The organism is Shewanella sp. Sh95 (genome assembly GCF_001308045.1).
Lineage (GTDB): Bacteria > Pseudomonadota > Gammaproteobacteria > Enterobacterales > Shewanellaceae > Shewanella > Shewanella xiamenensis.
Map to the genome: position 1 here is coordinate 1 of NZ_LGYY01000206.1, position 21,440 is coordinate 21,440.

The 21,440-nt window shown below is 46.8% G+C and carries 17 protein-coding genes; 6 read left to right on the forward strand and 11 right to left on the reverse strand.

Going from position 1 to position 21,440, the window contains the following annotated elements; all coding sequences use genetic code 11:
• Positions 1–202 precede the first annotated feature (202 nt).
• Positions 203–715 (forward strand): ATP-binding protein, encoded by a 513-nt coding sequence (locus tag AEA42_RS14885; protein ID WP_055648127.1) that lies wholly within the window; start codon positions 203–205, stop codon positions 713–715.
• Positions 716–782: 67 nt separating this feature from the next.
• Here the strand turns inward: AEA42_RS14885 and AEA42_RS14890 are convergent, their stop codons facing one another.
• The 8 genes from AEA42_RS14890 to smc form a co-directional block, all read right to left on the reverse strand.
• The gene (locus AEA42_RS14890; protein ID WP_037419849.1) at positions 783–1,163 is read right to left on the reverse strand and encodes an STAS/SEC14 domain-containing protein; all 381 of its coding nucleotides are present in this window, start codon (positions 1,161–1,163) and stop codon (positions 783–785) included.
• A 354-nt stretch (positions 1,164–1,517) separates the two neighbouring features.
• A complete protein-coding gene (locus AEA42_RS14895; protein WP_037419846.1) occupies positions 1,518–1,874 on the reverse strand; it encodes a DUF3802 family protein in 357 nt (118 codons plus the stop codon).
• A gap of 171 nt (positions 1,875–2,045) precedes the next feature.
• The gene (locus AEA42_RS14900) at positions 2,046–2,621 is read right to left on the reverse strand and encodes a YceI family protein (RefSeq protein ID WP_047540190.1); all 576 of its coding nucleotides are present in this window, start codon (positions 2,619–2,621) and stop codon (positions 2,046–2,048) included.
• A 145-nt stretch (positions 2,622–2,766) separates the two neighbouring features.
• Positions 2,767–3,222: a YaiI/YqxD family protein gene (locus tag AEA42_RS14905; protein WP_055648128.1), complete on the reverse strand. Its 456-nt coding sequence runs from the start codon at positions 3,220–3,222 to the stop codon at positions 2,767–2,769.
• A gap of 18 nt (positions 3,223–3,240) precedes the next feature.
• Positions 3,241–3,879 carry a pyridoxamine 5'-phosphate oxidase gene (gene pdxH, locus AEA42_RS14910; RefSeq protein ID WP_055648129.1) on the reverse strand — a complete coding sequence of 213 codons (639 nt, stop codon included), beginning with the start codon at positions 3,877–3,879 and terminating at the stop codon, positions 3,241–3,243.
• 161 nt (positions 3,880–4,040) lie between these two features.
• Complete coding sequence (gene ligA / locus AEA42_RS14915) at positions 4,041–6,110, reverse strand: NAD-dependent DNA ligase LigA (protein WP_055648136.1); 2,070 nt, start codon at positions 6,108–6,110, stop codon at positions 4,041–4,043.
• A gap of 98 nt (positions 6,111–6,208) precedes the next feature.
• Complete coding sequence (gene zipA, locus AEA42_RS14920) at positions 6,209–7,249, reverse strand: cell division protein ZipA (RefSeq protein ID WP_055648130.1); 1,041 nt, start codon at positions 7,247–7,249, stop codon at positions 6,209–6,211.
• Positions 7,250–7,275: 26 nt separating this feature from the next.
• On the reverse strand, positions 7,276–10,704 hold the full coding sequence (smc, locus tag AEA42_RS14925; RefSeq protein WP_055648131.1) for a chromosome segregation protein SMC: 3,429 nt from the start codon (positions 10,702–10,704) through the stop codon (positions 7,276–7,278).
• A gap of 240 nt (positions 10,705–10,944) precedes the next feature.
• Between smc and cysZ the strand changes: the two genes are divergently transcribed.
• Positions 10,945–11,724: a sulfate transporter CysZ gene (gene cysZ, locus AEA42_RS14930; protein ID WP_037426752.1), complete on the forward strand. Its 780-nt coding sequence runs from the start codon at positions 10,945–10,947 to the stop codon at positions 11,722–11,724.
• A 186-nt stretch (positions 11,725–11,910) separates the two neighbouring features.
• A complete protein-coding gene (locus tag AEA42_RS14935; protein WP_055648132.1) occupies positions 11,911–14,271 on the forward strand; it encodes a carbohydrate binding family 9 domain-containing protein in 2,361 nt (786 codons plus the stop codon).
• A 59-nt stretch (positions 14,272–14,330) separates the two neighbouring features.
• Here AEA42_RS14935 and AEA42_RS14940 read toward each other — a convergent pair whose 3' ends face one another.
• The 3 genes from AEA42_RS14940 to AEA42_RS14950 all read right to left on the reverse strand — a co-directional run bounded on the left by AEA42_RS14940 (position 14,331) and on the right by AEA42_RS14950 (position 17,362).
• Positions 14,331–14,780, reverse strand: coding sequence for a hypothetical protein (locus AEA42_RS14940; protein WP_037426748.1), 450 nt, complete (start codon positions 14,778–14,780; stop codon positions 14,331–14,333).
• 171 nt (positions 14,781–14,951) lie between these two features.
• The gene (locus AEA42_RS14945) at positions 14,952–16,073 is read right to left on the reverse strand and encodes a beta-ketoacyl-ACP synthase III (protein WP_055648133.1); all 1,122 of its coding nucleotides are present in this window, start codon (positions 16,071–16,073) and stop codon (positions 14,952–14,954) included.
• On the reverse strand, positions 16,070–17,362 hold the full coding sequence (locus AEA42_RS14950) for an RDD family protein (RefSeq protein ID WP_055648134.1): 1,293 nt from the start codon (positions 17,360–17,362) through the stop codon (positions 16,070–16,072). Before AEA42_RS14950 ends, AEA42_RS14945 begins: the two co-directional genes overlap by 4 nt.
• Positions 17,363–17,608: 246 nt before the next feature.
• Between AEA42_RS14950 and cysK the strand changes: the two genes are divergently transcribed.
• The 3 genes from cysK (at position 17,609) to AEA42_RS14965 (ending at position 20,989) form a co-directional block, all read left to right on the forward strand.
• The gene (gene cysK, locus AEA42_RS14955; RefSeq protein WP_011622282.1) at positions 17,609–18,577 is read left to right on the forward strand and encodes a cysteine synthase A; all 969 of its coding nucleotides are present in this window, start codon (positions 17,609–17,611) and stop codon (positions 18,575–18,577) included.
• A gap of 220 nt (positions 18,578–18,797) precedes the next feature.
• Entirely contained in the window at positions 18,798–19,874 is a 1,077-nt protein-coding gene (locus tag AEA42_RS14960; protein ID WP_055648135.1) for a methyltransferase, read from the forward strand.
• 119 nt (positions 19,875–19,993) lie between these two features.
• Positions 19,994–20,989: a TDT family transporter gene (locus AEA42_RS14965; RefSeq protein ID WP_037419806.1), complete on the forward strand. Its 996-nt coding sequence runs from the start codon at positions 19,994–19,996 to the stop codon at positions 20,987–20,989.
• Positions 20,990–21,440 lie beyond the last annotated feature (451 nt).

The following is a 21,440-nucleotide window of genomic DNA, read 5'->3' on the forward strand; positions in this document are numbered from 1 at the left end:
GCTAGTTTAAGGGCTTCTGCTTTAAATTCAGCAGTGTGAGTCTTGCGGGTCTTTTGGGTTGTCATATTCACCTCGTTAAGTCATTTTACTCACTTAGCGTGGTGTCCAAAAGTATTGGATCAGATCAGATCGCCTCCTCGCTCAAGTATGTCAGATTCGTCAAGATGAATATGTCGACCAGTCTGCTAAAGCGGTGCATCTCATGAGTCAACAGGCCGTAAGATTAAGACAAATATCGCAGCTATTTACTGATCAACATAGTGAAATACGCCCGCTCCATTTAGCGCAGTTTCTCCAGCATTTGCTCAGCCTATTACAGCCACAATTACTCAAAGCACAGGTGAAAGTAAATCTTAACTGCGATGAACTATTAATTATCGATGGTAATGCTTGGCAATATTTGCAGTTTTTCTATCGATTGCTTAATAACACTCTACAACACGCATTTAAAGAGCATCATCAACACCGCGAAATACTGTTGCAACTCGATAAACGAGGTAATGAATTACATATACTGCTACAGGATAATGGTGTGGGGATCTCGACAGCTCATCTTGAGCAACTCAGGCATGACATACATCAAAGACAATGTACAGGAACGCTATCCTGCCTCAATTTGTGGATAAAATATGAGTTAAATGGCGAGTTAATCGTGAACAGCGAACTCAATCTAGGCACTCAAATCGAGTGCCATTGGCCGTTGGCTGAGGTGTAACAGATCTTCGCCGCCATGCTCTGTACTTGACAAATTAAGCATCAACAATCCGAGCAGTTACTCTCTGTTACAGTGCAATCACTTTGACGTCGTCTAGCCATTCCTTAGCCAGTACACGCTCATTTTCGCCAAAGACTTTAACCGGACAAGGCAACATAAAAGCTAACGTATTGACCATAGTCCCAAGCATTTGCGTATCCGCAATCATCACTACCCGCGCGAAATCACTGAAATGGAACACACTGAGTAAAGCATCGTCCCAAAGTGCTCCAACTGTAACACCCATAAAATCAGCACTAAATTCATACCATAAACGAATACAAGCATGATCCAATAACTTGGCTTCAATGGCCGGAAACAAAATGGTTTCAATATCCTGATGCGTTACCTGACCGGAAACAGCAATGGTTAATAAATCATCGGCATAGCTAGGACATATGGTTAACATCATGCATCTCCCTTCGTATATCACCCAAAAATATCGTTATAGAGTAAAGATATACCCTGTAAGCAAAGATGCTTAAACAACTGGTGATTTTTCTACGGCTCGGAAAGCAAAATAAGCAGAGTGGTAACTTATCTCCGCTAACCACATAGGCTTGTGCGAATATCGACAGAAAACAGAAAAATGAGCACAAAGGGTTGTTACTAACAACGGCAATCAATCCAGCATGAAGAGACAAGCCATGATGGAAAAACCAATATGCAATTGCTGAAGGCAAGGAACGGGATTAAAACACGACTCCAATTCCCAAGAGCTAACGACAAGCAATGGGAGTAACCCGATGACTAGACTCAAATATTAAGCATGGGATTGAAATTTTGCGATCTCTTGATCAAATAAATTTTTGATGAGTCCTGAAAATTCAGTGATAAACAGCGTTTGCTCAGGTGTTGCCCTATGATTGGCTACAGAGGCGAGAATTTCCTCGAGATCATACACAATGGCATCGACCTCACGGATAATGGTATTACGCTCACTAAAGGAGAGTGACGGATTTTGACCACAGACCATAATAATCTGCGCGGATAATTGTTCCTCAAACAATTCCATCACAGTATCGTCGGACACATTTTGGGTATCAGGCGTTTCGAACAAGCCAAGATGCTCAGTCAAATACTGGATTAAATGCATGTAACCGTCTTTATCTGTGACCATTTTTAACCCTTAAAACAACTAAATCGAGCGCCATTAAGGACACTGTTAACATCTAAAAAGCCTCAACATCCACCCATTAAGTGGTCAGTATGAGCATTATACGTCAGCCACCTCATAACCTTATCTTAAATACAACAGCTGACGTATTGATCTAAACCAATCTTATTGTTGTTACTGAGTTAAGGTTAGTACAAACGACACCGGAACGGCTTGGCTAATACTAGATAAACCTGCAATATCACGCAACTTATCAACCCCTGCAACCAAGCCAAATTCATTTGCATTGATAATTATCGGCTGAAAACTACTAACCATCAGTTTATTATCAGATACTTTGGTCAAAATTACCGAAAAAGTTTTTGTTTGCTGTTTTCCATGCAGGGCAATTTTGCCCTCGATGTCAACAACCTTTGACTCATCCACTGCAAGCGCTTTGAGCATTTGACTATCGACTTGGGCACTCAAGTTAAGTTCAGGATACAATGACACTTCAAACAATAAGTGCTGCATACGCTCATCACGCACATCAATACCCGTTGCTACGCTTATCAGCGGAATTGTTAACTCAAATTGGCCAGTATCCTTCAGAGTACCTTTTAGCTGCTTAAAATGATGAACCTCAGCAATATCCCCCTTTTTTACCGACACGAAACTGACCCTAGAATCCTGCTCAATCACTTGCCATTGGGCAACGGAGCTGAAGCTCATCAACGTCGATAATGCCGCGATTCCTATCCATTTATTCATCGTATCCATCCTCAATTGTGAGTTGTAAGACCCATCAGCTCCTTGTTATGAAGTACAAAGCTGCTCAGCACTTAGCAAACCGTGACAAAGATCACCTAAGCTTCACTAAAGATACTCTTTTTATTGATTAGCGACCAGTGAACTATCATTTAACCCGCACAAGCCATTTGTCTAAACTATTGGCAAAAGCCTGCTTATCGGCCGCAGACAAAGTATCAGGTCCACCTGTATGTACACCCGATGAACGTAAATCTTCCATAAAATCACGCATCGTAAGCTTTTGGCGAATATTGTCAGTGGTGTAGAGTTCACCGCGGGGGTTGAGCGCCAGCGCGCCCTTTTCGATCACTTGCGCCGCCAACGGGATATCGGCAGTGATGACTAAATGTGTGGCCTCAACATGGTCGACAATGTATTGATCCGCCACATCAAAGCCTGAGCCAACACGCACTTGACTGATATACGGTGACGGTGGCACCCGTAGCATTTGGTTCGCCACCAGCACTAGCGGCAGCGCCTTTCGCTCAGCTGCGCGAAATAAAATCTCTTTAATTGGGTTTGGGCAAGCATCGGCATCCACCCAAATCTTATACTGTTCCACATTAAGCTCCTAAAGCCATTAGGGTGCTAAACGGTCAATCATCCATTCATCCGCTTGGCGAGTGTAGAGAAAGCGGTCATGCAGGCGATGCTCTCCACCTTGCCAAAACTCAATACTTGACGGCTTAACTAAGTAACCGCCCCAAAAGCTCGGCAATGGTACATCGCCCTTAGCAAATTTCGCTTTCATTTCAAAGAACTTACCTTCGAGCACTTGTCTGGCACTCAGTTTGCTCGACTGCTGCGACACCCAAGCGGCAATCTGGCTATCCTTGGGGCGGGTCATAAAGTATTTCAGCACTTCGGCGGTAGAAAGCGGCTGCGCCTCACCGAGAATCGACACTTGGCGTTCAATCGGATGCCAAGGAAAATGTAGACTCACTTTATTATTGGCCGCAATCTGTTGTGCCTTGCGACTGCCTAAGTTAGTGAAGAACACAAAACCTGTTTCATCAAAACGCTTTAACAGTACAATTCGTTGAAAAGGTTGGCCATGTTCATCCACTGTGGCAACACACATCGCGGTAGGATCACTCAGCTGCGCATCTCTGGCTTGTGTCATCCACAATTCAAATAACTGCATCGGGTTTTGGGGTAAATCGGCGCGTCTTAAGCCACCTTTGGTGTATTCACGGCGAATATCACTGAGATCTGTCATCGGTTTTCCTTTTTATAAGCGCACAATGATTGCTATCGGTGCAATCCGCTGATAGATCAAGTTTATCATGGCTCCGCCAGAAAACCGCGCCCAATCAAGATGAACCCTCAACAAAAACGCCTTGCTAAGCAAGGCGTTTTACTCATCAAATCAAACTCGCATTAGGTATTGGCAGCGAGCAGCGCGAGCAATTCGTCTTCGCCAATCACCTTCACGCCTAGCTCCTGCGCTTTGGCAAGCTTGGAGCCTGCCGCTTCACCCGCCACTAAGCAATCGGTATTTTTCGACACACTGCCCGCGACTTTGGCGCCTAAGGCCTGTAACTGCGCCTTAGCATCGTTACGGTTGAGTTGATTTAAGGTACCGGTTAACACCCAAGTCTGCCCCTTTAATGGCTGTTCATCGGCACTTGGCGCTGCAATCGCAGGCCAGTTGACACCAGCCGCAATCAAAGCATCGATCACCTCTAGGTTATGGGGCTGAGCGAAGAAATGCGCTACGTGCTGGGCAACCACTTCACCAATATCTTCAACTTGAATGAGTTGCTCAATGGTAGCTACGCGAAGTGCCTCTAGGCTACCAAAGTGTGTCGCAAGGTTCGCCGCCGTCGCCTCCCCCACCTCTCGAATGCCTAAGGCATAGAGGAAACGAGGCAAAGTCGTAGTTTTAGCCGCTTCAATCGCCAGCGCGAGATTGGTGGCAGACTTCATTCCCATACGGTCGAGCATGGTCATCATAGAGGCGGTGAGTTTAAATAAGTCCGCCGGGCTTTGAACCAACTCCTTATCAATCAACTGCTCAACAATTTTATCGCCCATGCCGTCGATATCTAATGCCTTGCGGGAGGCAAAATGTTTGATCGCCTCTTTACGCTGGGCCTCACAGAATAAGCCGCCGCTACAACGGGCCACGGCCTCACCTTCTAATCGCTCAACCAAACTGCCACAAACGGGGCAATGTTGTGGGAAGGCAATTGCCTTAGCATCTTCAGGGCGACGCTCTGGCACTATGGCCACAATTTGCGGGATCACATCGCCGGCGCGGCGGATAATCACGGTATCGCCCACCATCACACCTAAACGCTCGATTTCATCGGCATTGTGCAAAGTGGCGTTCGATACCGTCACGCCGCCGACAAACACAGGTTTTAGGCGTGCGACCGGAGTCACCGCGCCGGTGCGGCCCACTTGAAAATCTACGCCTTCGAGCAGGGTCATTTCTTCCTGCGCGGGGAATTTATAGGCAATTGCCCAGCGGGGAGATTTGGCCACAAACCCTAAGGTTTGCTGCTGGGCGATATCGTTCACCTTCATTACCACACCATCGATTTCAAAGGGTAAATCGCTGCGGCGAGTCAATATATCTTGATAGTAGGCAAACACTTGGCTGAGTTCGTCGCAGACTTTGATCTCGCTACTGACTGGCAGCCCCCATGATTTAAGTTGCTGCAATTGCTCATAATGCGTCTTAGCTAGCTCATGGGAAGTCGGCTCCACCACACCTAAGGCGTAGGCATAAAAAGACAGCGCCCGTGACGCGGTAATTTTACTGTCGAGCTGACGTAAGCTGCCCGCCGCCGCATTACGCGGATTTACGAACAGTTTTTCATCCTTTAAGCGTGCACGCTCATTTAGCGCCTCAAATGCCGCCTTGGGCATAAAGGCTTCGCCGCGCACTTCAACCAATTCGGGATAGTTGTCACCGCGCAGTTTGAGCGGAATCGACTTAATGGTTTTAACGTTTTCGGTAATATCTTCGCCCACAGTACCATCGCCCCGGGTCGCGGCGCGCTCAAGCACCCCATTGCGATATAAAATACTCACCGCCAAACCATCGAGCTTAGGCTCACAGCAAAAACTCACTTGCCCCACTCTGTCGCTGACACGCTTATGAAATGCACTAAAGTCCGCCTCATCGAAGGCATTATCAAGACTTAACATGGGTTTAAGGTGAGTAATTTGTTCAAACTTTGCCAGCGCCATGCCGCCCACTCTTTGGGTGGGCGAATCGGCAGCAACAAACTGAGGATACTCTGCCTCAAGCTGTTTCAGCCGCTGCATTAATCTGTCGTATTCTGAGTCAGTAATGCTTGGCGCATCGTCGACATAGTAACGAATATTGTGTTCATTCAGAGATTGGCAGAGCGCCTGCATCAATGGCTGCGCATTTTCCGACGTAACAGCTTGTGAAAGCAGTTCAGATAGGCGTTTATCGAGTTGAATGTCTTGCATATTCATTATCCAGAATTCTTAAGCATCAAAAAGTTGCAAAAAATGAGGCCGCATTTAGCGGCCCCATCTGTCTATCACCGCAGTCTCGCGGCGTTGCATTAAGCGTTTGCGCGAATGCGGTGTAAATAATCTTGCTTAGTAAACTCGCCCCAAGGTTGACGCTGACCATCGAGCACAACCGCGTCGATATCATCCGCCAATTGGCGCGCCGAGTTAAGCATGATAGAGAAATTCATTAGCGCATCACCGTAGCAAGGTAAAGTCATAAAGAATACCACGCCTTGGGTGCTGAATTGCTCCATATTGTCTGGGTCAAAAACACCAGGTTTTACCATATTAGCAATGGAGAACAACACCTTACCATTACCAGCATTATCCACATGACGATGGAAAATATTCATATCGCCATATTTAAAGTTAAGGGTTAAGAAGCAAGGTAATAATTCTGCACCATTAAGTTGCTGACCTTCTTTCGCCACAACGTGCAGCACTAATACATCACGTGGTTCACCTAAATCATCATCGGCCTGTTCAACGGCTTGAGGTTGCTCTTCTTCATACGCCTCTTCATCATCAAACAACGCGGTTTGGGTGGGCATTTGCACTTGGGCACGTTGCTCTTCAGCCGCCTTTTGCGCCACTATCGCCGCATGGGATTGGCCAACGTGAGCTTGATTTAAATGCGCTGTATGGCTTTGCAATACTGGCTCTTGGCGCGATGCTTTAGGGCCGCGGTGTTGCTCTTTCACACTCGGTGATTGCAAATTAAAGTCGGGCTGCGCCATGCTTGGTTCTTGCTTAAACAGTGGTTTAGGTTCAACTTGAACGGGTTCCACTGGTTGCGGTTGTACTTTGGCTTCTTGCTTTAAATAAGGGTTAAACGCAGGTGCCTCTGGGGTATGAGCTTCATTCGCTTTACGAACTCTGACGGCGCCTATACCATCGGCGTCGAAACCATCGGCATCGATACGCTTGGGGGCAGCCTCGCCACGCTCTGCCTGCTTTTTGTAGAAATTGCCCATCGGACTGTCTTTCAATGACTTAGGCTGTTGTCTTCTGATAGACCAAAATCCATGCACCAGCACAGCAACTATGGCTATGGCGCCTAAAACGAACAAAACTAGTTGCAAATCTTCCATTGGTTACCCTGTCTTTCTTCTAGTTATCACGCGTCGGCCATCGCCACCGCTTGCTCTAAATCTACTGCGACTATACGGGATACACCCGGCTCATGCATAGTCACACCGATAAGTTGATCAGCCATCTCCATCGTAATTTTGTTATGGCTGATATAGATAAACTGTACGCTCTGCGACATCTCCTTCAATAATCGGCAGAAACGTTCTACGTTGGCATCGTCTAAGGGCGCATCCACTTCGTCTAACATACAGAAGGGAGCTGGATTCAACCTGAAAATCGCGAATACCAATGATAAAGCCGTTAGGGCTTTTTCACCACCGGAAAGAAGATGGATTGTGCTGTTCTTCTTACCTGGCGGCTGGGCCATGATGGTCACGCCCGTTTCTAATAAATCGTCTTCCGTTAGCGCAAGGTAGGCACGCCCGCCACCAAACACCTTGGGGAACAATCGCCCTAAATCCTCGTTGACCGCATCAAATGTGGCTTTAAAGCGGGTGCGGGTCTCCTTATCGATTTTACGAATGGCTTCTTCTAGTGTTGCAAGCCCTTTATTGAGATCTTCATCTTGATGATCCAAATAGGATTTTCGCTCACTTTGTTGCTCAAATTCTTCGATCGCCGCGAGGTTTATCGCACCTAAACGGATAATTTTTTGCCGGATCTGATCCAAATCACGCTGCCACTTATCTGGCTGACCATCGCTAGGCAGCGAATCAATCACCTGAGCAAGCACAATTTGCTGTTCTGCCAGGGCTGCCAACTGGCTGTCAGCCTGCCCTTTTAATCCCTCACGACGTAACTTTAACGTGCTGAGGCTTTGAGTCAAGCCCTCAAGCTTACCAAGCTCTTGTTTTTGCTTTAATCCTATACTGTTTAGCGTTTCAGTGAGCGAACTTTGTTGTGCCCTGAGCGTTTTAAGTGCCTGTTGCTGACTCTGTTGCTGATTGAGTAGCTGCGCCAGTTGTTCACTCAGCTTTGCCGTTTGCTGATCACCCTGCTGTGCGACAACACTGGCAAGCTGGGCTGACAGTGTTTCCTGTGAGTGGACTAATTCACTGACACGGACCCGCTGTAATTCAATTTGTTCTGTGCTCACCGCCATCCGAGTGGTGACCGATTGCAGACTGGCATTGAGGCTCGCTAAGCGGCGCTCGGCATCGCTAATTTGTGCCTTTAGCGCTTGGTGACGGGCTAAATCCCCTTGGGCTTCAAGGCTTTGTTGTTGCTGTTTCTCAAGGCTTAACGCTAGCGCCTCCGCCAATTCATCCTCTTGTTCCGAAAGCAGCATTAACTGCTCAGCCAGCTCGGCTAACTCATTTCGCGTTCGCGCAACGGTTTCTGCTAGTTGTCCCCGTTTAACTTCGCGCTGCTTGGCCTGGGCCTCTGCGTTATTAAGCTGGGTAGATTTGGTGGCTTTATCGAGCTGTAATTGGTGTAAGCGTTTGATACCTTGGCTTAAGCTGTCACGCACTTGGGTTAATTGCTGCGCCAACGCATCGAGCTTTGACTGCTGTATTACCCGCGCCTGCTCACACTCATTAATCGCTTCGCTTAATTGAGTTTGTTCTTTACTCAGTTGCACTAACGATTGGCTATTGTCTTGTTTGGCAATCAAAAAACCTTTGCCAAGCAGATAACCATCAGCGGTCACTATTCGCTCATCGGCCGCCAAGCTCGCCACTTGTGCTTGTGCGCTGGCCAGATTATCGGCCCATTTAAGTCCCTTAAGCCAAGGGGCAAGGTTCAATTTGGCCCCTAAGATGGGAGAACCATCGAGATGCGCATCCGCCGCCAAGGCAGCATCGGCATAAAACCCTATCTCATTGGCGTCAACGCCCACGGGCAGCGTCATTAATCCCTGCAGCGCCAGCTCTGCCGCGGCTTCCCAGCCGTTTTCCACTTGAATGCTTTGCCACAGCTGCGGCTTATCACTTAACTCTTCTTGTTTTGCCAGCCATTGTTCAACCAGTTCGAAGCGCGCCCGCATCGAAGTTAAACGCTGCGATAACTGCTCAAACTCACCTCGCGCAACATCTAACGCGTGAGTATCGGTAGCCAGAGTGGATTCAAACTCTTGATTAATTTCAACTTGTTCAGCTAATGCTTGCTCTAACTGGGTAATCTCGTCATTGAGTGATGCGCTGTTATCTTCAAGGGCATGCTCATTGAGTGAGGCTAACTCTTGCTGTTGTTCTTGGTGTAACTGGGTTTTATGGGCATTTAATTGCTGCTGATGCGTCAGTTTGCTGCGGTGTAATTCTAATTGCAGCTTATGCTGAGCGGTTGTCGCCGCCAGCACTCTGGCGCTTTCACTTTGCGCCTCACTGCGCGAAACACTCATCTCCCACTGGGCTTGCAGCTCATCGAGCATTTCTTGCTGCAACTCATGTTGCGGCGCAAGTTGGCTAAGCTCTAGCTCAAGCGCTTGAAAACTAGCTTGATAAGCGGCTAATTTGGCTTGGTTTTGGGTGATTTGCTCGCTCAATTGCTCGAGCTGAGTATGTAGCTGGGCGTCGCGCTGCTTTTGGCTCTGCAACTGTTGCTCAAGCTTTGCGATTTCAGTACCCGTTAGATAATAGGCTTCGACCGCCTGCTGCTCTTGCTCGGCTAACTGTGAAAGCGTAACTTGCAGCTCAGTGCTTTCTAACTCACTCGTTTGCGCTAAGGATTGCGCTGCCGCTTGTTGCAGCTCAAGCGAGCTAATCTGCTCCGATAAACTCGCCATCTGGCTTTGCAGCTCTTGGTAGCGCATCACCAGCAATTCAGCATGGGTTTTACGCTCAGCCTGCTTTAGCTCGCGATATTGTGTTGCGGCTTTTGCCTGCTGACTGAGCTTTTCCAGTTGTTTGGCTAACTCACTGCGAATATCCCCTAAACGCTCTAAGTTTTCACGGGTGTGACGAATACGATTTTCCGTTTCACGCCGCCGTTCTTTATAGCGAGAAATCCCCGCCGCCTCTTCGATAAAAGTACGTAAGTCTTGTGGTTTAGATTCGATTAAACGTGAAATAGTGCCCTGCTCGATAATGGCGTAACTGCGCGGCCCAAGCCCGGTGCCCATAAATAGATCGGTGATGTCTTTGCGGCGACATTTTTGGCCGTTGAGAAAATACCAAGATTCACCGTCACGGCTCACCTGACGCTTGACCGAGATTTCTTCATAACTGGCATATTGGCCCGCAAGGCGGCCTTCTTTATTTTCAAACACCAGTTCAACGCCCGCCACAGATACTGGTTTACGGGCGCTGGAGCCGTTAAAAATTACGTCACTCATGGAGTCGCCGCGCAAATGTTTGGCCGAGCTTTCACCTAGCACCCAACGCACGGCGTCAATCACGTTCGATTTACCGCAGCCATTAGGGCCAATAATGGCGCTTAATGCCTGTAAAAACGGAATTTTGGTGGGATCGACAAACGACTTAAAGCCGGCAAGTTTTATTTGTTTTAATCTCATAGTGCCAGTTAGCGCGTCTCAGTTTAAAAAGCCATCAGGGCGATGGCAGATATCGGTGCAGGCCAATATTAGCCCGAGTCATGTCATAGAATTCTGAGGCCAACTTTAACAAAGCAAGCCGCATTTTGTAACGCTTTTTATTGAATTCATGCGGCTTTTAGCTTGTCATCTCGCGACGAGTTGATCACAATCGCAGTTATCTGTCTCCCGCGCTGTATCTCAACTTTTTGGAATGACGATATGACACAGAAATTTCCCTCGCCCTCACAGGCTAAAAGTGGTGTGAATTATTTTCTCGATGGCTTTGGTTTGATTACACGTAAAGGTCTTCGTACTTTTGTATTTATTCCTTTAATGATTAACCTGTTACTTTTTGCCGCCGTAATTTATGTGGCTGTCGGTCAGCTCGATCTGCTCTTTACTTGGATGAATGCCCAGCTCCCAGAATATTTAAGCTGGCTTAACTTTCTGCTCTGGCCGCTGGCGGTTGTCACTATGTTGGTGATGCTAGCCTTTGTGTTTAGCTCAGTGATGAACTGGCTAGCCGCGCCTTTTAATGGCTTACTGGCCGAAAAGGTTGAACAACTATTAACCGGCAAACCCATGCATACCGGTTCAGGCATGGACTTAGTCAAAGACTTACCGCGCATTCTTGGCCGTGAATGGATCAAACTGAAATACTATCTGCCCCGTGCATTGGTATTTTTACTGCTATTTTTAGTGCCAATGGTCGGGCAAACCTTGGCGCCTATTCTGTGGTTTTTATTCAGTGCTTGGATGATGGCGATTCAATACTGCGACTATCCCTTCGATAACCACAAGGTGAGCTTCAAGGATATGCGCTTTGCACTGAATCAAACCCGCGGCACCAGTTTCAGCTTTGGCGCAACAGTGACACTGTTTTCGATGATCCCTGTGGTGAACTTTATTGTGATGCCTGTGGCAATTTGTGGTGCCACCGCCATGTGGGTCGATAAGTACCGTGAAGCCTACCGTAATCCTGTGGTCGCACCTGAATAATTCTCCTTATCGCACTGGATGCATGCCATCCAGTGCGCTTTGGCTCTAACTCAATCCAATTTAAATACAATCCTTGTAACAATTACTCATTCTTGTTAACTCAAAACTTCTGGCACACTGCGCGTAATTTACGGATTATTTTGGGCCCAGTTGTTGAAGACGTTTCTCCCCTTTCTGCTATCGAGCATGATGTTTCTGAGCTTACCGAGTCAGGCCGGCTCAGTTAGCCAATTTCAGTTAACAATTCCAACCTTAACTGATACCGCCGAGATTGATGGTGAATTTGATGAGGCAGTGTGGCAGCACGCGGCGCTGGCCGAGTTACGCTATGAGACTCAGCCCGGAGAAAACACGGCGGCGCCCGTTTACACCGAGGCCAGAATCTACGCGACCCAAACCAGCCTATTTGTGGCCTTTACCGCCAAAGACAGTCAGCCTCAACGCATTCGTGCCACTCTCAAGGACAGGGATAATCTCTGGGGTGATGATCTGGTGGGGATCAAACTCGATACCCTCAATAACGCACGCTTGGCCTATCAGTTTTTTATCAACCCGCTGGGCGTGCAACTAGACTCGATAGAGAATGAACTCACGGGCGAAGAGAGCGAAGCGTGGGATGGCATTTGGAAAACCGCCGGTAAAATCACCGCAGATGGCTATCAGGTGGAAGTCGAACTGCCATTACGGCTATTCAACTTTGACGATAAAAAGCCCATTCAAGACTGGGGATTTGAGCTTATTCGCTACTATCCACGTAATGAAAACCATCGTCTCTCCACCCATAAAATTGACCGCAACATCAGTTGCCAGCTCTGTCAGCTCGGTGTCGCCACAGGTTTAGCTTCAGCCAAGCAAGGGCAAGATCTGCAAATTACTCCCGCTTTTGTAGCAACTCGCAATGAACATAAAACTGCACACGGTTGGCAAACAGATACGGACTATGAACCGGGGTTTGATTTACGCTGGGGAATGAATGCCCGCACCTTGTTGAATGCAACCATTAACCCCGATTTCTCTCAAGTCGAATCCGATGCGGGTCAGCTCGATATTAACAGTACTTTCGCATTGTTTTACGACGAAAAACGCCCCTTCTTCCTCGATAATAAAGACTACTTCGATACCCAAGTGAATCTGCTACATACCCGCAATATCGTATCGCCGGATTACGGACTCAAACTCACCAGCCAAACCGAGCAACACACCTGGGCACTGCTGGCCGCCAATGACAGCCAAGCCACCTTTTTAATGCCGGGTAATTTAAGTTCAGAGGTCGCCTCATTAGCAGAGGAAAGCCTCAATCTGGCTGCGCGTTACCGCTTCGATATGGATAAAACCTTTTCCTTTGGGGGTCTTATCACGGCAAAGAGCAGTGCCGACAATCAACTGACTGAATTTGCTGTACAAACCGATGATAATAATGATTACCACAATTATGTCATAAGTTTAGATGCCAAATACCAGCCTACTGAGCAAGATATATTTACCACTCAGGTCGCCCATTCCCAGACACGTTACCCCACAGCCCTGTACCAACAATTTTGTGGCAATGTGGAGGGAGAACTCACAGAAGGGCTACTCTGCGGTCAAACGCCTTTAAACTGTGAATTTGGCCTATGCCAAGTGAATGAACAAGTATTACGTAGCCAATCAGATGAGGATTTTAGTGGCGCCTTGTATCAACTGACCTATGAACACAATGCCCGCGATTGGTTTGCCTACAGCGAATATCACGATGTTTCCCCTAATTTTCGTGCCGATTTGGGCTTTGTAGAGAAAATTGACTATCGCACCTTTATGGCTGGCGGTGGCTTAATTTGGTATCCGCAAGTGGTGTTTAACAAGATAAAATTTGGCGGTGACTGGGATATCACCCACAATCAAGCGGGAGAACAGCTCGAGCAAGAATTTGAGATCTTTTGGGAAATGTATGGCGCACTACAAAGTGAATTGTCCTTTGGGGTAGAAACCCGTGAGCGGGTCGGACCACGCCATAATACAGCGCAACTCGCCGTAATAGGTAACAGCAATCAATATGAGGAAACTCAAGGCTGGCTTTACGGAGCCATTACGCCGATTTCAGCCCTCAGCCTTGAGCTGGAGATCCATTACGGCGATGAGATTGATTTTCTCAATGATAGATTAGGCACAAAGACCTTAATCAATCCAATATTGAACTGGAAAATCGCCAACGGTTTATCGGTGGAGATTTCTCATCTTTATCAACATATGGAGGTCGAGCAGGATAAACTCTTTACCGCAAACCTTTCGGATGTGCGCCTGCACTGGCAACTGAGTCTGCACAGCTTTATTCGCCTATCGAGCATTTACACCCAAATCGAGCGTAATCTTACGCAGTATTTGTATTCGTCGCCCGATAGCGAAGCGGCGCACTTAGGCAATGAAATCCTCTACGGCTACAAACTTAATCCCCAGAGCGTGTTCTATTTGGGCTATTCCGACAGTTTAACCTCGGATGGTGAACTCACGCGGCTCACTCGGGACGAGAAGACCTATTTTATGAAGCTAAGCTACGCCTGGTTGCTCTAGGCAGAAAGGTTTAGCATAAAGCCCACAACAAGGCTTGTGGGCTTAAATCAGAATTCTAGCTAAGACTCATGGATCCCCAATAAGCTTGGGCTGGGAAGCGCAATCCCCATTGCGGTGAGCTCCACTCCCCAATGCCGCAGCAGCGCAAGATACGCCTGTTCAAAGGGATAGCGTGGCCGCGGGAATGCCCACGTTGAAGGAAAACACCATTCCTCCTCGCTCTCATCAATCGCTAAATAGGCGACAAAATCATGCTTTGCCTCACTCAGCGCAGCGATTAGATTCGTCGCCATCGCGACCCTGTGGGCAGAGGTAAATCCCAACTGCTCACCAAACTCATCAAATACATAAGCATCGTACAGCGCTTGCAGCTGCGCGGGATCTAAAGGATCGTAACGATTGAGTGTTTCCCCGAGCGTTTCCTCGCGGTCATAACAATTAAAGGCGCCAAGAAACCAGCCAGGATTGGGATGGAACGGAATATCCGAATCAGGGTAAAGAAGCGTCATGGTGACAGGTTCTCGTACTGCAACTGAGGCTTTAAAAAACTGTTTTTAAGGCTGTTAACTGCCTTGTCTGATTAAAAGCATTTTCGGTTAAGGTACGGCATCAAGCCGTTTAACCCAATGTGCTGATATAAAAGCAAAAGCCCCATTGCTGGCAATGGGGCTTTTGTCGATTTAGCGTTTTTGCAAAATCACACTACCGATGGAGTAACCCGCACCAAAAGAGCTTAATAGCCCTAAATCGCCCGCATTAAAGTCAGCGGAATATTTATGGAAGGCAATCACAGAGCCTGCGGAGGCGGTATTGGCATACTCATCGAGTACCACGGGCGCCTGATCGGGCGTCACCTCATCCCCTAGCAGTTTTTTCACCACAAACAGGTTCATATTGATGTTGGCTTGATGCAACCACAAACGCTTAAATGACTGCGGCGTGAGGGATTGCTCGCCCAGATGTTCATCTAAATGTTGATAAATCATCGGCAACAGCTCTTTAAAGACTTTGCGTCCCTGTTGGTGGAATAGCTTATCTGCCTGATGCGCCGAACTTGGATCGCAGCGATTGAGAAAGCCAAAATTACTGCGAATATTGTTAGAGTAGTCGGTAAAACAACGGCTTGAAACAATGTTAAAGCCTTTACTCGCGGCCACTAGGCTTTGCTCTTCAAGCACCATAGCGGTCGCGACATCGCCGAAGATAAAGTGACTGTCACGGTCACGGTAATTCACTTGCGCCGAACAAATTTCGGGATTAATCACTAACACCCGTGAAGCCGAGCCCGTCGCAATCGCATTGGCAGCGGCCACAATGGCAAAGGTGGCCGAAGAACAGGCAACCTGCATATCGTAACCATAGCCACGGGTACCGAGTGCCCGCTGGATTTCAATCGCCATCGCCGGGTAAGCGCGCTGCGTATAAGCACAGGCAACAATCACTAAATCGATTTGCTCGGCCTTCACGTCCGCTTGTTTCAGTGCCATCAATGCCGCCTCAACCCCAATTTCGGCCTGCATGGATAACTCGTCACTGCTGCGCTCAGGGATAAGCGGCATCATGATTTCAGGATCGAGAATACCGTCTTTAACCATCACATATCTGTGCTTGATGCCCGAGGCTTTCTCGATAAACTCACTGGAAGAATAAGACAGCGGCGCGACATGGCCCTGCTCAATTAATCCAGCATTTTCAAGGTTAAACATATCGACATAGGCGTTGAAGCTCTCCACCAAAGCTTCATTTGAAATACTGTGTGGCGGCGTAAATAAACCGCTGCCAGAAATAACGACCTGTTTCATAGGTGCTCCGAACGGGTGCTTGTTGTAAGGTGAGCAGACGTCGCATTATTCTGTGTTGGCACGGCGGCTAATGCGTGTTCAGCCTGCGCCTGTTGCTGCTCTAATTGTTGCTTTTTATGCATTTGCGCTAAGTCTATCACGACTGTGGAAGATATTTTATCTTGGATCCCCTGCCGATTGGCATCCCAAAAGATCTGCATAAAGCCAAGTAAGCCTGTCGTAAAGCCCGCCGCATAGCCACCATAACGGCCAAAAGCGGTCCAAAGGCTGATTTTAGCGCCATCAAGTTGAATAACGCGAATACCTAATAGTTTTTTACCTAAGGTCTGACCATCAAATTTGGCGGTAAACACGGTAAAGTAAAATGCCGCCCAACCAAACCCTAAGCCCATATCGCTCATAAAGCCTTTAATCCACGCCAGCACACTGCGGGTATCACTTTCCTCCTCATCGGCGTTTTCGGTGTTGTTACTTTCCGTTTGACGCACGGAATTAAGATCTTCATCTGCGGCTTGTTTATCGGTATGCGCGTTAGCTAATCCATCGGCTTGTGGTTCAGACACTGGGTTCGCCCTACGTTCAAGCTTGTCATCAAGCAAATGACTTGGCTTTGGTGATTGTGATGGTGTTGTTGAATCCGTGGCTGAATCGAGAGTGACTTCAAACACTTTCACCTCGGGCCAGAGAGTGCCCGCCATGATTTCATCACGTAACTGCGTTTTATCAGCCTCGGATAAATCCGTGCTAGCTAAAGTATCTAATACCATATCGCGGCGCTCAGCTGCCGACATGCCCTCAATGGGTACATTTTCCAGCGTCTGAGTTTCGAGCGTCTGTTGCAAAGAACGGATTTGTTCACGGGCACAATCCGTATTTTCACAGAGTCCGAGGGAGACAAGGCCAGGAATCGCCTTAACAACAGTCTTACTATCCTGGGGCGCGGAGACCTTGTCGCGGGTGGATTGATTGGATTGATGCAAATCCCACAAATTCCCCGCCGAGCTAAAGAGCATTAACCCTAGCATGGCGGCATAGAGGCCCCATTTGAGAAAGCGGCCAAACTGGCGGCTACGTTTTTCGATATAAATAATCCCCACCACCAGCAGAACAAACAGCCAATCCATTTGCTCGGCTAAAATAGTGATAAATAAACCGTCGATTAATATCGCTAGCGCCCGCTTAAATGGTGTTGCTAATGGGGTATAAAGTACCGATTCGGCAATAGTAAATGCCTTAGGAGTGACCATAGTTCTAGGATCTTTGCCCAAATCTGTTTGTTGTTGCTTCATAATGGTTGAAATCCGATTCCGATTAGCGCTTTTATCACCAAAACATCAAATGACTGTTCTCGTTCTATTGCAATTTTTATTGATGTTAGCAAGAGGTTAACACAGTTAAACCCACGACCAATCTGGCTTTACGAATAACAGCGACATCTTTAATAACTAAATCGAATAAAGAAGAACAAACAATCACTTCTAAATACGCCACAGGCGATTATGATTCAATAGTGCAAACATAGGAGCAAGCAATCCATGAGCAAAATTTTCGAAGACAATTCATATACTATTGGCAACACCCCGTTAGTGCGTTTAAACCGCGTAAGCCAAGGTAAAGTGCTAGCAAAAGTCGAAGCACGTAATCCAAGTTTCAGTGTCAAATGCCGTATCGGTGCCAATATGATTTGGGATGCCGAGAAAAAAGGCCTGCTCACCAAAGATCATGAACTGATTGAGCCAACCTCAGGTAACACCGGGATTGCCTTAGCTTATGTAGCCGCCGCCCGTGGTTACAAGCTGACGTTAACGATGCCAAACACTATGAGCCTAGAGCGTCGTAAGCTGCTTAAAGCCTTAGGTGCAAACCTTGTACTGACTGAAGGCGCAAAAGGCATGAAAGGTGCGATTGATAAAGCGGAAGAAATCCGTCAATCAGCCCCAGAAAAATACATTATGCTGCAACAGTTTAATAACCCTGCTAACCCAGAAATCCATGAAAAAACCACAGGTCCAGAGATTTGGAACGATACCGATGGTGCTGTGGATGTGTTTGTTGCGGGTGTAGGTACAGGTGGTACTATCACTGGCGTGAGCCGTTACCTGAAGAAAGTTGCAGGCAAAGCCATTACTTCTGTCGCGGTAGAACCAGCAGATTCACCAGTTATCACCCAAACCTTAGCGGGATTACCCGTACAACCTGGTCCACACAAAATTCAAGGTATTGGCGCAGGTTTTATCCCTGGTAACTTAGATCTTGAGTTAATCGACCGCGTTGAAACCGTCACTAACGATGAAGCTATCGACATGGCCCGTCGCTTGATGCAAGAAGAAGGCATTTTAGTCGGTATTTCTTCGGGCGCAGCAGTGGTTGCAGCTAACCGTATCGCTGCCCTGCCTGAGTTTGCGGATAAAAACATTGTGGTTATCCTGCCTTCGGCTGCCGAACGTTACTTATCATCAGTATTGTTCCAAGGCCAATTTGGCGACGAAGAAAATATTCAGTAATCTCATCGCTTGTTGATAAAAATACCCAGCTCCGTCTGGGTATTTTTATGCCTGCCAGTTAATTCTTGCCATGCATATCTCTTTCGAACGAATATTGTTGCTATCAAGAGCCTGATTTATTGGTGAAATTGGACACAGTTCATAGTTTTTCCGTGCAATGCTAGCTTTAACAATTCAGTCCGCTATAAATAGCCCTCTCCAAGATTAACGTCAGTCTTTTATGTCTTTCTACCAAAATCCAAAAGCGTTAAGCGCCTTTGATGCCAAGTTTGAGGCACAGAAAATTGCCTTTGGACCCGTGAGTTTTCAGGTCGCGCATTGTCTACTCAAATTTGAAGTGCTAGCCATTATTGATAAGGCTGGTGAGCAAGGGGTGACCTTAGCGAAACTAGCCCAAACGAACATGTTGAGTGAATACGCCCTTGGGGTGTTATTGGATATGGGACTAAGCATGGGGCTGGTGTGGCTTAACGAAGACGCCTATGTTCTCGATAAAACAGGTCATTTTTTACTGCATGATGATATGGCAGCAATCAACCTCAACTTTGTGCAGGACGTATGTTATCAGGGATTATTTACGCTGGATAAGGCGCTACTCACTGGTAAACCCGCGGGGCTGAGTGTATTTGGTGACTGGCAAACTATCTATCCCGCATTGAAAGATCTGCCTTACGCCGCAAAAGAGAGTTGGTTTGCATTTGATCATTATTATTCTGATCATGCTTTTCCGCAGCTTTTACCCTTAGTCTTTGCCCATAGTCCAAAACACTTAGTCGATATTGGTGGTAACACCGGAAAGTGGGCTCTAAGCTGCTGCAAATTCGATCCTAAGGTTGAAGTGACCCTGATGGACTTTCCAGGGCAATTAGCCATTGCCAAAGAAAATGCTGCAAAACATGGCGTTACCGATAGAGTCCATACCTTTGCCACCGACTTACTCGATGAGTCGCGCCCTTTTATTGAAGGTGCTGATACCTATTGGATGAGTCAGTTTCTTGACTGCTTCTCTAAGGCGCAAATCTTGAGCATTTTGCAACGCACCGCAAATGCGATGACAGCCAATAGTCAGTTGTTTATTGTCGAAACCTTCTGGGATAGACAGCCTTCTGCCGCCTCGGCCTATTGTGTTAACGCCACGAGCTTGTACTTCACCGCAATGGCCAATGGCAATAGTCGAATGTACCACTCTAAGGACTTGATGGCCTTGCTGCATCAAGCAGGTTTATACGTCGATGAGGATACTGACAATATTGGGCTTGGGCATACTTTGCTTCGTTGTAAACGAAAACCTTGCTAGTTAATAAAAACTGAATCAATGGATAAAATTAATCAATTTTATTTATTAACACCTTAGTCATACACTGACATTAACAAATAGATACATCGAATTAATGTCAGTGTTGAGAGGTAAGTAATATGACTTCAAAGCGTAAACGTTGGACCGCACAGGCCGCAAAATTACCTAGCCCTATGGGCGGACTCGCACTCGCAATCGCAAGCTTAGGGTGGACTTGGGAAAGTGTAATGCCTTCACTGAATGGCTGGGGTCAATTAATTGGTGCAATTATTGCCTCAGCACTGTTACTAATGCTAGCCGGTAAGTTTTTGCTGCATCCTACAGTGCTCAAAAATGAACTTAGCCATCCCGTCGTCGGCAGCGTAATACCGACTTTTGCCATGGCATTAATGGTAGTGTCTAACCTGCTCGGTCACTATTTTCCCCATGCGGGATTAGCCCTTTGGTTAGCCGCCATTGCGATTCATATCGTATTTTTAGGCGCCTTTATCTACTATCGTGCTATCGACTTCAAACTCGAACATATGGTGCCTAGCTGGTTTGTGCCACCCATTGGCATCATAGTGGCTGCTGTGTCTTTCCCCAGCAATGGTGAACCTTGGTTAGTTAACACCATTTTAGCCTTCGGTATGATCGCCTATTTAGTCATGCTGCCACTGATGCTCTATCGCTTGATCTTTTGTCAAGCGATTCCTGACGCAGCTAAGCCCACTATTGCCATCCTTGCTGCTCCCGCAAGTTTATCCCTTGCAGGCTATTTAACGGTTTGTGAGCAACCATCAATCGCCTTAGTCGCCTTATTGGCAAGTATTGCCATCTTAATGACAGCGGTTATCTACCTTGCTTTTTTCCATTTACTTAAATTGCCCTTTAGCCCTGGTTATGCAGCCTTTACTTTCCCCATGGTGATCGGTGCTACTGCACTCTTTAAAACCGCTCACTGGCTTGAGCAATTTAGTCAAATGACCGATCTCACTCAATGGGTAAGGTTGTTGGCAGATTTTGAACTCGGTGTAGCCACTGTCGTCGTTGCCTACGTCGCTCTTCGGTATTTGACTCATTATCTACCCAACCCAATGGCCAATATTGACACAACTATAGTTGAACTTAAGTAATAGGCATAAAATACGGTAAGTGTATTTGACTACTTAACGTACTAAATAAAAATTTAATAACACAACATACAGAATAAAATAAGGAGTGAATTTATATTCACTCCTTTTCAAATTAAAATCCACACCATCAATTCACTCACAAAACTTTAGACTGACAAAGTAAAAAGAACTCTCAAAAATTTAATAAAGGCTATAACAGCTTTATAAAACCATTCTTAAATCCTTTCGTTAAGATATTTTCAACATTAAACATTCAAAAATACCGCATAAAAATCTGTATATTTAATATTGCTTAAATTTAAATCTACACATACTGAAAAAGTACTGAAGGATCCCCTCATAAATCAGCCATAGCATAGCCATATTTGAGCAACTGATTGGCGAATAATACCCAGGCCGCCAGCAATTCTTTCTCCGTGATTTGATAATCAGGCCGCCTGAGTACCTCGAT